Genomic DNA, 16,954 nt, shown 5'->3' on the forward strand with positions numbered 1-16,954 from the left:
ATTAATATCCTCCTTTTTTATTAGATAGGGAATATTGGTAGTCAGTTTCTTTTAAACACATACTAATTACCCCATTTATACTTCCCTCTCTCAATGACTCCACTTTTATTAGTCTAGGGAAATTTTCTCCTCCAACACTTTTATTTACATCTTCTTCTATAAATTCCATGTCACTTTTAGTTAATATATTGCATTGTATAATCATAGCTTCTGGATTTAAAACACAAACAAGAGTCCTTACAAAATTTGATATTATAGATAAAATTTCTTTCTTAAATTTATTATCTTTGCTCTTTAAATATCTTTTTCTTAAACTCATAATGTAATCTTCAATATTTAAGTTATCATAGTTATACTTGCTAAACTCTATATTTAGATAGCTTAGTTCACCAGCAAAATTTGTAGAACCTAGATATAATTCACCATTTATAACTATACCTGAGCCAATACCATCATCTAAATACATAAGTGCCATATTTTTATATTCGTCTTTGTACTGTTTTTGATAAATTCCAATAGTGGTAATATTTGTATCATTTTCTATAAATACTTTAGTGTTATATTTACTCTTTATTAAATTTTCTAAATCTATACCTTCCCAACTTTTTATTGTTGGAATGTTTTTGACTACACCTTTTTTTACAACTCCTGGAACACCAATTCCAATCGCTCTTATATTGTTTCCCCTTACTTTTTCAATCAAAGTATCTATAACAAAAAAAGTATCCTGGTTAACGTTTTCATATGTATCCATTCTTATATTGAACTCTTCTTGATAAGTTATTTCACCTAATAAATTTGCAACTACTCCTATACAGCTGTTTCTATAATAATACAAGGCTATTATATGTTCTAAGTCTGCATTTATTTCAAATAGTTGAGCTCTTCTTCCTCCAGTAGATTCATTTAATCCACTTACTTTCACTTCATTTTTCAAAGCTAATTGTTCTACAATTTTATTAACTGTTGCTAAACTCAATTCAGTAATGCTTGAAATTTCTGGCTTTGTTATAGGTCCATCATTTTTTATAATATTTTTTATTAAGTCTTCATTTACTTTTTTTATCGTTTGTGGCTTTCCAACTATATTTTTCATAAACAACACCTTACTTTATAAACTTTATTTATTAAGTTTAGTATAATAGTTACAGGTTAAATTTGTCAATATTATTCCAATAAAAAAGAAATAAATTTAAAATAGGTTATTTCTAAATTTATTTCTTTTAAATTCTCAACTATAATATAAATAATTGTTTCTAAAATTTTATTTTTTATTGCAGTATACATTTTTATAACAATTAAAACTCTCTTTATCTACTTCTTAAATCTAACTTCTGCTGCCTTTGCATGTGCATATAATCCCTCTTCTTTTGCTAGCTTCTCTGCAACAGGGGCTAACACTTTTATAGCTTTTTCATTTAATATTTGCTTTGTACAAGTTTTTATAAAAGTACCAACCCAAACACCACCAGTATATCTTGATGCTTTTAATGTTGGTAGTGTATGATTTGTACCTGAAACATAATCACCAAATACCTCAGCAGATAAGTTTCCAATAAACAATGAGCCATAGTTAGTTAATTTATCACAAATTTCTTCATATTTATTTACTGCTATTTCTAAGTGTTCTGGTGCATAAAAATTACTTATTTTTATTGCTTCATCTATATCATCAACCAGTATTATTTCACCATTATTTTTCCATGAATTATATGCAATATCTTTTGTTGGTAAATCTTCTAACATGATTTTCATATTTTTTTCAACCTCTTGTGCTATTTCTAAACTATCAGTTAATAATATACCTCTTGCATTTAAATCATGCTCACATTGTGCCAACAAGTCAGCTGCAATATAGACTGGATTTGAAGTTTCATCAGCTATTATAAGAACTTCACTTGGACCAGCTACAAAATCAATTCCGACTTGCCCATAACATTGTCTTTTAGCTTCTGTTACAAACTTATTTCCTGGTCCTACAATTATATCAACAGGTTTAACCTTTTCTGTACCATATGTAAATGCTGCTATAGCTTGAACTCCTCCAGTTGCATATATTTCATCAGCTCCTGCTATATCCATAGCTACTAATGTTTTAGGATTTATATTTTTAGTGTTTTTCATAGTTGGTGAACATGCCACTATTCTTTTTACTCCTGCAATTTTTGCAGGTATTATAAGCATAAGAGCTGTTGAAAATAAAGGATATTGTCCACCTGGAACATATGCAAGGCATGACTCTATAGGAATATTAGTTTGACCTAAAATAACGCCTGGATAGATTTCCTTTTCAAAAGAATTTTCGAAACTAGCCTTTTGGGCTTTTGCAAATTCGCTTATATTTTTAGCAGCAATTTTCAAATTGTTTATAAACTCCTCATCTACATGTTTATAGGCTTCTTTTATTTCTTCTTCAGTAACTCTGAATTCATCTCTTGTGTTTTTATCAAACATTTCATTATATTTTTTCAACGCAGTCTCTTTATTATTTCTTATATCTTCTATTATAGAACTTACTTGTTCTCTTAGTATTTTTTCATCTACCTTTTCTTTTATATTTGATTTTTTTATAATCTTCATCTTTTCCCTCCTAGTTTTATAATGTTATCATTCTAGCAATAAATAAAAACTCCCACCCTCTATCAATAACTAGAGGATAGGAGTTTAATCATATTGTACTCACCTCACTGACTGAGCACTATTTGTCTAATAACTATACTATATTTCAGTTAATCTTTCTGAATTTTCTCTTTATTATACATAATATGATATATTTTAACTATTAATTTGTCAATGAAATTTTTTATCTTCTACAGCAATTGCAATTACATCTATCACATTTGCATTTGTTGCATTTGTCACATTTGCATCTGTCACAATTACACTTATGACATCTACATCTATCACAATCATGGTTATTATGGTTGTTTCCATTTCTTCTAGCTTCACATTCCATACCTTCGTCAAAGAATCTTCTAGACTCTTCTAGAGATTCTATACCTTGATAATTATAAGCTGAGTGTTCATTCCAAGATTTTTCTGCTTTTTCCCACATTTTTCTAGCTTCATTTTCAAATTTTCTTGCTTCTCTTCCTCTTTCTTCAGCTTCACAGAATGCTTCTCTTGCTTCTCTTTCTCTTTTTTCTGCTTCTCTTCTAAATCTATCACAATTTCTATTTCTATCTCTATCTCTATCTCTATCTCTATCTCTGTCTCTATCTCTGTCACAATCTCTGTCTCTGTCTCTGTCACAATCTCTGTCTCTGTCTCTGTCACAATCTCTGTCTCTGTCACAATCTCTGTCACAATCTCTATCTCTGTCTCTATCTCTGTCACAATCTCTATCTCTGTCTCTATCTCTGTCACAATCTCTATCTCTGTCTCTATCTCTGTCTCTATCCCATGAATTATTATCATCTTGGAACCATCTTGATGTAGAATAACTTCTTCTATACCAATCTCCTGAACATTTATTATTTCCCATATAGCATATCTCCTTTTAATTTTAATTTTTTATGAGATGTTTTGTTTCATCTCATACTATATAGTATTAAAATTTCCAAAATATGTTACATAGAAACCTATATTCTTTTCTTTTTAGCTTATTTTCAACATTTTATTCATTTTTTCACAATATCCTTTGTCTTTTATTAGACATAAACTGTTATTTATTTCATACTCAGAGTCAGCATAAACCATAATAGCAAGCTCATCATCATCATTTAAAATATCATAGTTTACTAAGCAATTTCCAACTATATTCAATATTTCATCTTTATTACATTTTTTAAATCTAAGAAGTGCTCCACATTTTTCTCTAACTATTTTATTTACTTGTATTCTATCTTTAGTAAAAGAATCTATACTAGAAACTCTGTTATCTATTATATCAATAACATCTGAGTAAACTGCACTTCCTGTTGCTAGACTTCCAGCTCCCTTACCTACAAAAGAAACTTCTCCTACTGAATCTCCATTTACTATGACAGCATTAAACTCATTGTCTATTCTAGCAAGTATGTTATCTTTTTCCACTAAAACAGGTCTAACAAATGCACTTACTTTATCATTTTCATATTTACTTTGCCCAATTAATTTTATTTTACAATTTAGTTTTTTAGCATATTCTATGTCTTTTTCATCTATATCTGTAATTCCTTCTAGATACACATCTTTCCAGTATACTCTATTATCATAAGCTAGAGTTGACAATATTGATAGCTTTCTAGCAGCATCATATCCTAATACATCTGACTCTGGGTTTGCTTCAGCAAAACCTAATTCTTGAGCTTGTTTTAATGCCATGTCATAAGACAAATCCTCATCATACATTTTAGATAATATAAAGTTAGTAGTTCCATTTAAAATAGCATTTATGCTGTCTATATTATTTCCTTCTAATGATTCTATTATTGGCTTTAATACTGGTATCCCTCCAGCAACTGAAGCTTCAAATTTAATACTTACTTTATTTTCACTAGCTAATTTTGCAAGTTCATCTCCACATTCAGCTAGTAAATCTTTATTTGCTGTAACAACATGAATTTTATTATTTAATGCTTTTTTTATATAAGATAGTGTTGGTTCTAAACCACCCATAACTTCAACTAATATATCTATATCTTTCTCAAATATGTCATCTATATTATTAGTTATTATATTAGAGTATTTTTTTTCTTTATGCTTTTCTAAATTATTAACTAATATTCCAACTATTTCTATATTTCTTTTCTCTTTATTATTATCTATTATATCTATAAGTCCACTTCCTACAGTTCCATATCCTAGTACTCCAATTTTCACTTTATTTTGCATTTTATTTTCCTCCTAAATTTATAATTTTCCGATTTTTTTTAATTTTCAATCTTTTATTGTAATAAAAATAGACCCATCCCTATATAAAGGGACGAGTCTATACTCGCGGTTCCACCCAATTTGATTTTTGTCAATTATTGACAAAATCCACTTTGTACTTTAACGCAGTTAACGGTTAATCTTACTAAAACTCTTTTTAGAGTAACTTCAGATAACAGCTCCTAGGTAGTTTTCAATCCCTCTAATTTAAAAAGTCTTTCAGCCAATGGACTTTTCTCTCTGATAATCGAATTAGATTTACTCTTCCTATTCATCGCTTTTATAATTTTTTATAATTCCTTTTTATACTTTCAAATAATATTTTAAATAACAAAAAACTCCCATCCTTATAATATAAGGACGAGAGTATAATTCCCGCGGTTCCACCTAATTTAGTTTTCATTTTTTATGAAAACCCACTTTAAACTTTAACGTAGTTAACGACTATTCTTACTAAAATCTATTAATATAGATAACTTCAGAAAGTAGCTCCTAGGTAGTTTTCAATCTCTCTAATTTAAAAAGTCTTTCAGCCAATGGACTTTTCTCTCTGATAATCGAATTAGATTTACTCTTCCTATTCATCGCTTTTTTATTTATTATATTGTAATTTATTTTAAACCCTTACAAATAAATTGTCAATAGTTTTTTTAATTTTATTTTTTATACTTAATCTATAAATCCGAAAATTCTATTTCTAATTTTTTACTTAGCTCACTACTGAGCTCTCTTTTATAATTGCATTTTTCACTATTATTGCTTCTAACTGGCAACGAGACAATAAATTCACTTCCAACACCAAGTTGACTTTTTAAAGATATACTACCATCATGTAATTCAACTAAAGATTTCACTAATGAAAGCCCAATTCCACTGCCTTTAACTCTATAAGAAAGTTCATTGTCAATTTGTTCAAACCTATTAAATATTTTATCTATTTTTTCTTTTGGTATACCTATACCACTATCAGATATTTTCATTTCAAACATATTATCTTTCACATATAAAAATATATTTATTTTCCCATTTTCTTTGTTGTACTTAATTCCATTAGAAAGTAAATTCAATATTATTCTTTCCAATTTTTCTGAATCAAATAACATTGAAAATTCCTCTATTTCTGTATCAAATGTAAGTTGTATATTATTTTGACTTGCAAAATCAGCTACAGACATACATATCTCTTCCACAAATGATATTATATCAGACTCTTTTGGCTTAAAATCCAAATATCCCGACTGCATTTTTGTAAAATCTATAACATTATTTACTAATCTCAATATTCTATTTCCATTTTGTTTTACTATACCTAGATTTCTTTTTAGAGTATCATTTGATTCTATTAAGTCTGCCTCTTTCTTTTCTATTACTTGTAATGAAGATGATATTAAATTTATAGGAGTTCTAAGTTCATGAGATAGATTTGCAAAAAACTCCATTCTATTTTTATCCATCTCTTCTTCTAGTTTTTTTCTTCTACTTATATCTCTTGCTGTACCAATTATTCCAATGACACTACCATAACTATCAAAATATGGTCTTTTTGTAATCTCAATACATTTATTTTCGTTATGTATAGTCATATTTGATTCAAATGTAACAATCTTTTTATTTTCAACTACATCCTTATCACTTTTACATATCTTGTCTATAAGAGATTCTTCTGTTGATAATTTATGACTATTCTTACCTAGTAATTCTTCTTTATTCATACATGCTAGATTCAAAAATCCTGAATTAAATCCAATATAATTTCCATATACATCTTTATAAAACATATTCTCTGGTATTGAATGTTCAATCATCTTCATTAAGTTTTTTGAATCATAGTTTTTATTATTATATCCACTGTATATTATATTATCTATTATTCCTATAGTACCTAAAAGTTCACTTTCATCATATAAGAAATATTTTTCAACCATAAAAAATGTTTCTTCGTATTCAAATAGTTTTTGTAAAAATCTTTTTTTACTAGATATTCCTTCTAAATAGTCATCTCTAAATAATTTTCCAGTTCGTTCTCCCCATACTTCTATATCGTTTTTTCCAAATATATCTTTTGTAGTTTTAATTTTGTTATTTAATATTGATATTAAATTTTCACTACAATCTATATATATTCCTTCTTCATCTTTAACATAAGCTAATTTTTCTTTTTTATCAAATGAATCGATTATCTGTCTATAATCGAATACTATTTTACTAAAATACAAAACTACGTACGAATCTCCAACTATTTGTTTTCTTATGTTTATCCAATTTTTAAGTGCTGGAATATATCTTTTTATACAATCTATATTATCTGAGAACAACTCTTTAGAATATTTTTTTGCTCTAAATATAGGTAATACATCTAATATATCTTTATCACAAATTCCCTCTTCTAGTTTCAATACTTGACTCATACCTTTACTTATATATTCCACTCTATATTCTATATCTTCATGTTCTCTTATAATCTTACAGTATAAAAAAGGCACAGGTATATTTTTTATAAAATTCACATATTTATTATGGATATCCATATCCTAACCACGACCTCTCAATGTTATTTATAATAATACTTCTTAAGTAATTATATGACATTTTTCTATTAATTATAACATATTTCATAACAAATATTTTCAAATAAATTTAATTTTATGTAATTTATTATTTGTTTATAATTATTTGTGTCGCTTTTTTTTCATCGGTAATGACATGTGTTATGTATCCAGTCTTCAGTGCACCTGTTATTGAATCTATACTAGAATCTGAACATATAGCTATTACTTTTTTTGCCTTTTTTAATTTTTCAAGAGGTATTTGTATGACATAATCACTATCACTTTTAATTATTTCTCCATCTTTATTAAAATAATAAGATAAAAAGGAACCTATTGCTTTTTCTTTTGTAAGCTTCTTTCCAAATCTAATCGCAGTAGCTTGGTCTGGAACCTGAGGATAATTATCAACAGATAAAATTATTGTATCTATATTATCCCATTTTTTCTCCATACTCTGATAATTTTCAGTTTTCAAATAGATATTTCGCTCTTCACTACTAGTTGGAAATGCAGGCGCATATAAAAATACAGGACTAAATCCTGTACTATTTGAAAATACAGATATTAATTCATTAGGGTGATATCCTTTATTTGGTATGTTAGCCATTCCAACCAATGGATATACTTCTCCTTTAAAAGTAAAAGTATCCTCACTCTTTTGTATTTCTTCTATTATATTACCTATAGTATATCCCCATCCTATACCGACATTACTAACCTTAGGTAATTCTTCTTTTATATATTTTATTCCATGACTTAGTATAGTTTGTTGAGTTATATATTCGGTTTTAGCTTCTGGTACTATTAGTCCACCTCTAATGTTAAATATCTCTTTCATCTGATTCATCAGCAAATCATTACTAGAAAATAGTTCCCTAATCTCTATCTTTACTATTCCAATTTCTTTTGCTTTATTTAACATTTTACTTATCAATGGTCTTGATACTCCTAAAATTTTTGCAATCTCTGCTTGAGTTTTATTATCTTCATAATACATTTTTGATACTTCTACTAATTTCAACATTTCGTTTTCAATAGTCATATTTTCATCCTTTCAAAGCTAATTCTAAGATAAAATTATCTCATTAGATAAAATTTGTCAAGTTGTATAAAAAATTTAAAAAGCCCAGAAAAATTCTGGGCTTTTTAGCTTAATTATTAACATTCTTGCATTAATTCAATTATAAAACCACCATTAATTATAAATGCACATTTTAAGTTATCTCCTACTTTAAAAGGTTCTACAATTACTTCATTCTCACTCAGATATTTGTCCATATTTTTTACTTTATATGCAACATGAGGATTTTTTTGCATTATTTCTGGAAGTGGACTTCCTTCAACAAATCTTAAATATTCATATTTGAAATCTGTGTATTTTGGGTCTGTTATATACACCTTCAATTCTTCATTAAACTCTTCATGCTCTTGTGGCTTATCTGTTATAACACCTATATGTACAAATTCCATAAATTCCCCTCCAATTATATTAAAACCTATATATTAAACTTATACTACTTATACTCTTCTTTTAATTCTTCAAATAACTTGTATGCTTGTTCTGGAGTATTGTTTTCATGAACTACAGCCTTTATTGCCTTTATCATAGCTTTTGGATTTTCTGATTGGAATACATTTCTTCCCATATCAACTCCTGCTGCTCCTTCATTTATAGCTCTATAAGCCATTTCTAACGCTTCTTTTTCTGGAACTTTTTTCCCTCCTGCTATAACTATTGGAACTGGACAAGCAGATGTTATTTTCTCAAAATCCTCACAATAATAAGTCTTTACTATACTTGCTCCAAATTCAGCTAACATCCTAGTGGCTAATAGAAAATATTTTGCAGTTCTTTCCATCTCTTTACCTACTGCAACGACACCCAAAACTGGTATTGAATATCTATTTCCCATATCTATTGTTTTGACTAAATTTTCTATAGCCTTACACTCACCTTCAGCCCCCATAAACGTCTGTATAGCTAGGCATGATGCATTCATTCTTATAGCATCTTCTATATCAACTCCTATAACCTCCCTACTCATATCCTCTCTGAGTACGGAACTACCAGCCGAACATCTAAGTGCTATAGCTTTATCTTGAGTGGGATTTATACACGTTCTTAAAGCTCCCCTTGTAGCCATAAGACAATCTGCATCTTCTATAAGTTCAGGTATTGAAAGGTCTAATCTTTCTAATCCTTGAGTAGGACCCATTATATATCCATGGTCAAAAGCTAACATCAATGATTTTCCTGTTTTAGGATTAAATATCTTTGATAATCTATTTTTCATTCCCCAATCTACATTGTCCATTCCTTTTAAATAAAAACTTTGTTGAGGTGGTTTTATCCCTATTCCATAATCTTTTGGTAATATTATTCCATCTTTATCTGCCATTTTTTATCTCCCTTTAATTTAGTCTAATTTTTTTTAAAGTAAGGCGTATTACATGGTGAATTGAAGTATCTCAATAATTCATCATCCATTCTAGCTATAAATAGTTGGAATCCAGCTGTTTCTTGAGTAGTCAAAAGTTCTCCAACACAATTTGAAACTATTTCTATATTTTTTTCTTGTAATATTCTATGGCACTTTCTATAAACTATTAACATTTCCATTAAAGTAGTAGCTCCTGAACCATTAACTACTAACATTACTTTTTCACCATCTTCGATATTCAAATCCTTTATTAAAGCTTGTGTCATTATTCCAGCAGTTTCATCAGCAGACTTCATTTCCATACGTCCACCTCCACCTTCTCCATGTTGCCCCATTCCTATTTCCATCTCATTTTCTCCAAGTTCAGAAATTACCATACCTGTAGATGGATGAGTTGCTCCTTTACATGCAACAGCTATAGTTGCCATATTATCAGCAAATTTTTGTGCTATTTCTGCAACTTCATCTAAAGATTTTCCTTCTTTAGCAGCCCCTGCAGCTATTTTATATAAAGGTATACATCCAACCAATCCTCTTCTATCATCACTATTTTCTCTCGGTGCATTTGCTATATCTTCTTGAGTAACAACTTTTCTAACATTTAATCCTTCTTTTTTAACTTGTTTCATAACAAGGTTTCCTGTCAACATATCTCCTGCATGATTAAGAACTACAAATAATACACCTTTCCCTTTGTCTGCCATCTTTATAGCCTCTAAACAAGAATTTGGTCCTGGAGCGGCAAATACATCTCCGACTACAGCTATATCAACCATTCCATCTCCAACAAATCCACTCAAAGCTGGTTCATGACCTGCTCCTCCTAAAGTAACTATTGTTACTCTGTCTTCTTCTTCCAACTTTTTGTTTATTACTAAATTTGAATCTGTAACTCTTAGTAACTCCGAATTTGAAAGTTCTAAACCTTCTAAAACTTCTCTAGTTAAATCTTCTGGTTGGTTAATAAATTTTTTCATTGACATGATAAATTCCCCCTATTAAATTTGTTATATTGATTAATTGCTGTGTTAATCTCTTTTATAATGCGTCATATAAACCTTTAAACATTAATGATATAGAAACAGCGCCTGGGTCCATATGCCCTAAACTTCTTTCCCCTATACTTTTTGCTCGTCCAAATTTTGCTATGTAAGTTTTAGTGCTTTCTGCGCCTTCTACTGCTTTCTCATAACCCACTTTAAAAACATCTTTTATGTTGTCACTTTCAATAGTATGCATAGCATCTATTGCTGGGTATAATGCATCTACTAGTGTTTTTTGACCTACTTTAGCAGTAGAAATAAGAGATAAATTTTCTCTTGCTTCAATAAACATATCTTTTACTTCTTCTATTTTAAGTTCTTTTTTATCTTCTATTCCTTCAGCCATTCCCTCAAATATAGTTCCCCATAAAGGTCCTGCTGACCCTCCATTTACATTCATACATAAAGTACTCAAATCTTCATTAATTGATTTTATACTATCATCATCATGCTCTTCTAGAGCCCTTTTTCTCATACAATCAGCTATTCTGTCTATAGTAACTCCATGGTCACCATCTCCAACTATACCATCTAATTCACATAAATATATCTTATTTTCTTTTAATATTTCTGCTGCACTTATTAGCATTTTTCTCCATGTAACTGTTGACAACATTGAATCATCTCCTTACCAATATCTTAACTCAATATTATCATATGTAATAACAAATGTAAATTATTTTTAGAAAGCGTTTTTACAAAATTTACATTTGCAATATCAAATACCAATTTTTATTTTAATATTTTACTTTAACATTTCATTTCTTATCTTTCTAAAATACAATCTTGAATTTAATTCATAACCTACAACAATAACCCAACTACTAAAATATATCCATGTCATAAGTACAATTATTTCAGCTATGCTTCCATAGATTACTTCATAGTTAGCATAATAGTTTGTATAATAAGAATAGAAAAATGATACTACAAACCAAGCAAACGTAGCAAAAATAGCACCTGGAGCAGATTCTTTCATAGTCAAACTCTTATTAGGTGTATACTTATACAAAAATGTAAATATTACTATTATTGTTGCAATACCTACAGTGTATCTTAGAATATCCCATATTTTTATGAATATCTCATCTAATCCTATAAAGTTAAAAATAAAATAACCTATCTTCTCTCCATAAACCAAAAATATCATAGATAAAAAAATCAATACCAAAAGCATAATCGTAAATAAAAATGATATAGATAAGATTTTAAAAAAAGACCTAGTTTCTTTAACTTTATAAGCTCTATTCATTCCTTTAATAAGTGCTTTTACTGCCCTTGAAGATGTCCACATCGTAAGTACAAAACTGACAGCTAAAAAATTTAAACTTCTATTGTCTATTGCAGAAACTATAATTGAAGATAATACATCAAAAGCACTCTCTGGCATCATGTTTCTAAATAAGGCTATATATTTATTTAAATGAAGAACTGGTATATATGCTATAGAACTTATTGTAAATATTAAAAAAGGAAATATAGACAACATTAAGAAAAAAGATACTTCTGCTGATTTTGAACTTAACTCACTATAATTAGATTTTGCTACTATATATTCAATTAATTTCTTATCTATCCCAAACATAAATATCCCCTTTTCTCTAATATTAATTTCATTATACAATATTAATTATACTCAGATTCATACCATAATATAATTATTTAAACAAAAATAAAGTAAATAAAAGCTGAAAATAATAATTCTACTAATATTTTAATTTTTTAATCACTGAAAATAAAAAGTATAATCTTGAATTAAATATATATTATTGGACTATAATTATGATTATATACAAGCTTCTAGTGGTATTAATTTAAAAGGATAAAATTCGAGATGTATTTTCTAATTGAATTGACAACACAAAAAGGTTTTTTAAAGTAACAACAAATAAAAATATTAAACAAACTAGTATTAGCAGGATAACTTTTAAATTTATTATATTTTCTTCTTAAACAATTATTGATTATATCAAATCAATATTAATCTTATGCTTATAATTTAAGAAATATGTAATAAAAGTTAAGTATTTATGGTTATAATGTTTATCTTTTGAATAAAATACATTATAATTAAAAGTAAAGTTGCAAATTTGCTATAATTTTAACAAGTTAATTTTCAGAATTATACAAATTTTACATTAATTGTTAATGCAAATTCTATTTAAATAATATTTTTATATTCAAAAATAAATAAAACGGAGGTCTTAAAATATGAGTAACTTTATAATATGTAATTATTGTGGAGACAAGATAGACAAATCTAAAAATAAGTATATAACTTACTCTGAAAAAGATAGTTGTAATGAAGTAAATATTTGTACTAATTGTGCTTTAGACTTATTAGAAAAAACTAATGAAAAATCAAAGATTAAATCTGCAAAAGCTTTAATAAAACAAATAGGATAAAGACACAATATAAATTGTATAAATAAGAAAAGCACCTTTTAATTATAGGTGCTTTTTCTATATATAGATAACTTCATAAGGTATTTAAGGTAGATTAATACAAATATATATTATAATCTATTCTATTTATTTAGCTCTTTATATTTCCTTATTTTTAAATATTAAACTCAGATTCATAGCAGTAGCACATATACTGTATTTTACTTCTGTTGGCACATAATCTACTCCATTTATAAAATCTACCAAATATTGTTCTTCAACATGTGCAACTTTAGCTATAAATTCAATATTAATTTCATATATCTCAATTAGTAAACTTAAAATACCTCTAAGCCTAGAATCTGAATCAACATCTATAGTATATTCGAGTTGCAAAACAAAATTTATCCATCTTGCCCATACGTCTAAATCTGCTGTAAATTCTTTTTCATATTTTTTATAATTTCTTAGTTTTTCTGATTCTATTTTAATCAAATTTGATAAAATATCTTCATTTATGTGATATTCATCAATTAATTTATTAAGTAAAGGTTCTATGTAATCACTATCAATCTTTTTTACTTCCATATAAGTTAAACTCCTCTAAGTAAAATTAGTAAGTATCTTTTTATTATATCACACTTAAATAGTCTCAATTATAATAAAGAAATTTTAAAAACTTGAAATATAAACTTTTTTGTTTCTTTATTTCTTATTGTAATATTTTAGTAACTCTTTATTCTTATTCTCTTGTTATACTTTGATTAAGAAAATCAAATATAAGTTACTGATTATTTTATGAAAAACATTTTAAAATATTAATATTTACAAGGAGGAAATACAATGAATAAAAGAGCAAAACAAGCATTCTTTCAAACAATGCCAAACTTAATAATTGTATTATTAGCACTCATATTTGCATTTTATACTAATACTTTTGACCTTGATTTAAAAGTATTACTTTTATTACCTATAGTATATATTATTTTATTTTTATATTATTATACAAAACTGAGATAGATTAGTAGTAAGTATGAAAAATAAATCTATTTTCAAAACAAATGTCTTTAAAGTTTACATACTAAGAAAATATACTGTTGTATAAAATTTAATAAATCATTTATTACAAATATAACAAAAACTGTCAAAACAAATAATTAAAATAATAATTTTCGTAAAATACTTTTTAATTAAAAAACTGGCTAACTTTCAGTTAAATGTCAACCAGTTTTTTATAATGCTTTTATTTAAATACAAATAAAATTGCATCTTTAATACTTATTTATTATTCTTTTATGTAGCAATTTAGTCTATTTTATTTTAATTTTGATACCATAATATCTATATATTCTTTTAAACCTCTAAGCTTTTCATCTGCTTCAGCATCACTAGTTCCTTTTACAGCTATATAAAATTTCAGCTTTGGCTCTGTCCCAGATGGTCTTATAGCTACCCAAGACTCATCTTCCAAGAAATATTTTAAAACATCAGATTTAGGGAGATTATCTACACCATTTTTGTAGTCTTTTTTATCAATTACCTTTATATTATTTATACAATCAATTTGATTTTCTCTAAAATAAGATATTATCTCTTTTATTTTTTCCACACCTTCTATACCTTTTAAAGTTAAAGATATAGTCTGTTCTTTAAAGAATCCATATTTCTTATATAGTTCTATTAAGCCTTCATATAAGCTCATGCCTTTTGAATAGTAAAATGCTGCCATTTCAGATATTAATAATGATGAAACAACACCGTCTTTATCTCTTGCATGAGTTCCAACTAAATAACCATAACTTTCTTCATATCCAAATACATAATTTCTATCTTTATTTTCTTCAAATAATTTTATTTTTTCACCAATAAATTTAAAACCTGTAAGAACATTTAGTACATCAACATTATTTTCTTTTGCTATATCCGCTCCAAATTCTGATGTAACTATAGTTTTTATCATTGTAGGATTTTCTTTTAATTGATTATTTTCTTTTAAGCCTTCTATTATATAGTGTGTCAACATTCCACCAATTTGATTCCCTGTAAGTAATACATATTCCCCTGTAGTGGTTCTTACAGCTACACCTACTCTATCACAATCTGGGTCAGTTGCTATTACAAGGTCTGCTCCTTTTTCTTTTGCAAGCAATATTCCTCTGTTTAAAGCTTTTTTCTCTTCTGGATTTGGGTAGTCAAGCCCTGCAAAATTTGGGTCTGGATTTTCTTCTTCTGGAACCACTAATATGTTTTCAAATCCTACTTCTTTTAATGCTCTTCTTATTGGAATATTGCCAGTTCCACAAAGAGGTGTATAAACTATTTTTAAATTTTTACCTACGCTTTTTACTAAATCTTTTCTTATAACTTGACTTTTTACAGCTTCTATAAATTCAGTATCCTGTGTTTCGTCCAATAAGACTACTAAATTTTTATTAGCTTCATTTAAAGTTGGTATTATACTATAATCATGTATGCTATTTACTTTTTCTGTTATTGCATTTGCAATATCTGGCATAACTTGTGCCCCATCTTCCCAGTATACTTTGTATCCATTGTATTCAGGTGGATTATGGCTAGCTGTTATAACTATCCCTGCTATTGCATTTAGATTTCTAACAGCAAAGGACAATTCTGGAGTAGTTCTTAAACTATCAAATATATATGCCTTTATACCACACGCTGCTAATGTATTTGCAGATTCTATACAAAATTCTCTAGATTTATGTCTATTATCATGAGCTATTACTACGCCCCTATTTTTTTCTTCCTCTGTAGTATTTTCTAGTATATAGTTTGCCAATCCAAAAGTAGCTCTTCTAACTGTATATTTGTTAATTCTATTAGTTCCTGCTTCAATTACACCTCTAAGACCAGCCGTTCCAAATTCTAAATCTTTATAAAATCTATCTTCTATCTCTTTTTCATTATCTTTTATTTTATCTAATTCTAGTTTTGTATCTTCATCAAAATATGAACTCTTTACCCATTCTTCATAAGTTTTAGTATAATCCATAATAAAATCCTCCCTATTTTATCCATTTATTATAATTGCATAGATAAACCTTTTTTATATAATTATGACTCTTCTATATACTTATTAATTGACTTAATAAAAATATTTGCAATTATTCTATGACCTTCCTTAGTTGGATGTAATCCATCAAAATATAATTTTTTATATCCTTCTTTTTCCATACTCTTATTATATTCAGAATAAAAATCTACAAAATCAGTATTAAATGTCACACTAAATTTTTTTATCCAATAATTATATGACTCTAACTTTTTTGATACTGTATTAAAATCCGTAAAGCTACTCCAATCTTCCCTAACATTTGGAATATCTGGTCTCAGTGGTATACCTATTATTGGTATAATATTTTTTGCATATGCTTGATGTACCATAGCCATTATATTAGAATTAATAACTTCATTTCCTGCTCCAGCAATAAAATCATTAGTACCACCCATTATAAAAACCATATCGGGAGAATTCTGTAAAACATCTTCATTAAATCTAACTAACATACCACTTGTTGTATCACCATTTATACCCTTATTTATTATTTCTAAACCAGTCTCCTGACTCACAATGTTTGTCCATGAATTACTTCGTGATACTCCAAATCCATATGTTAAACTGTCTCCTAAGCAGACTATTTTCATCTTATCCCCCCTTAGC

The 16,954-nt window shown here is 27.4% G+C and carries 14 protein-coding genes, 2 pseudogenes and 2 other annotated features; of the genes and pseudogenes, 2 read left to right on the plus strand and 14 right to left on the minus strand.

The genetic code is table 11. The features are described from left to right. Position 1: 1 nt before the first annotated feature. The 11 genes and pseudogenes from JJC01_12665 to JJC01_12715 form a co-directional block, all read right to left on the minus strand. Positions 2 to 1,096 carry an ROK family protein gene (locus JJC01_12665; GenBank protein ID UDN57026.1) on the minus strand — a complete coding sequence of 365 codons (1,095 nt, stop codon included), beginning with the start codon at positions 1,094 to 1,096 and terminating at the stop codon, positions 2 to 4. A 218-nt stretch (positions 1,097 to 1,314) separates the two neighbouring features. Then, a complete protein-coding gene (hisD, locus tag JJC01_12670) occupies positions 1,315 to 2,580 on the minus strand; it encodes a histidinol dehydrogenase (protein UDN57027.1) in 1,266 nt (421 codons plus the stop codon). A gap of 298 nt (positions 2,581 to 2,878) precedes the next feature. Continuing rightward, positions 2,879 to 3,196: pseudogene (locus JJC01_12675) on the minus strand (hypothetical protein). A gap of 401 nt (positions 3,197 to 3,597) precedes the next feature. Continuing rightward, complete coding sequence (locus JJC01_12680; protein ID UDN57028.1) at positions 3,598 to 4,815, minus strand: homoserine dehydrogenase; 1,218 nt, start codon at positions 4,813 to 4,815, stop codon at positions 3,598 to 3,600. 84 nt (positions 4,816 to 4,899) lie between these two features. Further along, positions 4,900 to 5,138, minus strand: a binding site (T-box leader). A 69-nt stretch (positions 5,139 to 5,207) separates the two neighbouring features. Next, positions 5,208 to 5,448: a binding site (T-box leader), on the minus strand. An 80-nt stretch (positions 5,449 to 5,528) separates the two neighbouring features. Beyond that, entirely contained in the window at positions 5,529 to 7,382 is a 1,854-nt protein-coding gene (locus tag JJC01_12685; protein ID UDN57029.1) for a PAS domain-containing protein, read from the minus strand. A gap of 127 nt (positions 7,383 to 7,509) precedes the next feature. Beyond that, complete coding sequence (locus JJC01_12690) at positions 7,510 to 8,445, minus strand: transcriptional regulator (GenBank protein ID UDN57030.1); 936 nt, start codon at positions 8,443 to 8,445, stop codon at positions 7,510 to 7,512. Positions 8,446 to 8,561: 116 nt separating this feature from the next. Beyond that, on the minus strand, positions 8,562 to 8,873 hold the full coding sequence (locus tag JJC01_12695; GenBank protein UDN57031.1) for a hypothetical protein: 312 nt from the start codon (positions 8,871 to 8,873) through the stop codon (positions 8,562 to 8,564). 44 nt (positions 8,874 to 8,917) lie between these two features. Next, positions 8,918 to 9,802 (minus strand): 3-hydroxy-5-phosphonooxypentane-2,4-dione thiolase, encoded by an 885-nt coding sequence (gene lsrF / locus JJC01_12700; protein ID UDN57032.1) that lies wholly within the window; start codon positions 9,800 to 9,802, stop codon positions 8,918 to 8,920. Positions 9,803 to 9,825: 23 nt separating this feature from the next. Beyond that, entirely contained in the window at positions 9,826 to 10,827 is a 1,002-nt protein-coding gene (locus JJC01_12705; protein UDN57033.1) for a dihydroxyacetone kinase subunit DhaK, read from the minus strand. 55 nt (positions 10,828 to 10,882) lie between these two features. Then, the gene (dhaL, locus tag JJC01_12710) at positions 10,883 to 11,503 is read right to left on the minus strand and encodes a dihydroxyacetone kinase subunit L (GenBank protein ID UDN57034.1); all 621 of its coding nucleotides are present in this window, start codon (positions 11,501 to 11,503) and stop codon (positions 10,883 to 10,885) included. Between the two features lie 129 nt (positions 11,504 to 11,632). Beyond that, positions 11,633 to 12,472, minus strand: coding sequence for a YihY/virulence factor BrkB family protein (locus JJC01_12715; GenBank protein ID UDN57035.1), 840 nt, complete (start codon positions 12,470 to 12,472; stop codon positions 11,633 to 11,635). A 626-nt stretch (positions 12,473 to 13,098) separates the two neighbouring features. On the opposite strand from JJC01_12715, the pseudogene JJC01_12720 reads away from it, so the two are divergent. After that, positions 13,099 to 13,276: pseudogene (locus tag JJC01_12720) on the plus strand (DNA-directed RNA polymerase). A gap of 155 nt (positions 13,277 to 13,431) precedes the next feature. Here JJC01_12720 and JJC01_12725 read toward each other — a convergent pair. Then, a complete protein-coding gene (locus JJC01_12725; protein UDN57036.1) occupies positions 13,432 to 13,860 on the minus strand; it encodes a hypothetical protein in 429 nt (142 codons plus the stop codon). Between the two features lie 255 nt (positions 13,861 to 14,115). Between JJC01_12725 and JJC01_12730 the strand changes: the two genes are divergently transcribed. Next, the gene (locus JJC01_12730; GenBank protein UDN57037.1) at positions 14,116 to 14,292 is read left to right on the plus strand and encodes a hypothetical protein; all 177 of its coding nucleotides are present in this window, start codon (positions 14,116 to 14,118) and stop codon (positions 14,290 to 14,292) included. A 295-nt stretch (positions 14,293 to 14,587) separates the two neighbouring features. Here JJC01_12730 and JJC01_12735 read toward each other — a convergent pair whose 3' ends face one another. After that, complete coding sequence (locus JJC01_12735) at positions 14,588 to 16,285, minus strand: phospho-sugar mutase (GenBank protein ID UDN57038.1); 1,698 nt, start codon at positions 16,283 to 16,285, stop codon at positions 14,588 to 14,590. A gap of 62 nt (positions 16,286 to 16,347) precedes the next feature. Continuing rightward, positions 16,348 to 16,938 carry an SGNH/GDSL hydrolase family protein gene (locus JJC01_12740; GenBank protein ID UDN57039.1) on the minus strand — a complete coding sequence of 197 codons (591 nt, stop codon included), beginning with the start codon at positions 16,936 to 16,938 and terminating at the stop codon, positions 16,348 to 16,350. Between the last annotated feature and the right edge of the window lie 16 nt (positions 16,939 to 16,954).

Origin of the sequence: Clostridioides sp. ES-S-0010-02 (assembly GCA_020641055.1) — a bacterium.
In the GTDB taxonomy this organism is placed as follows: Bacteria; Bacillota; Clostridia; order Peptostreptococcales; family Peptostreptococcaceae; genus Clostridioides.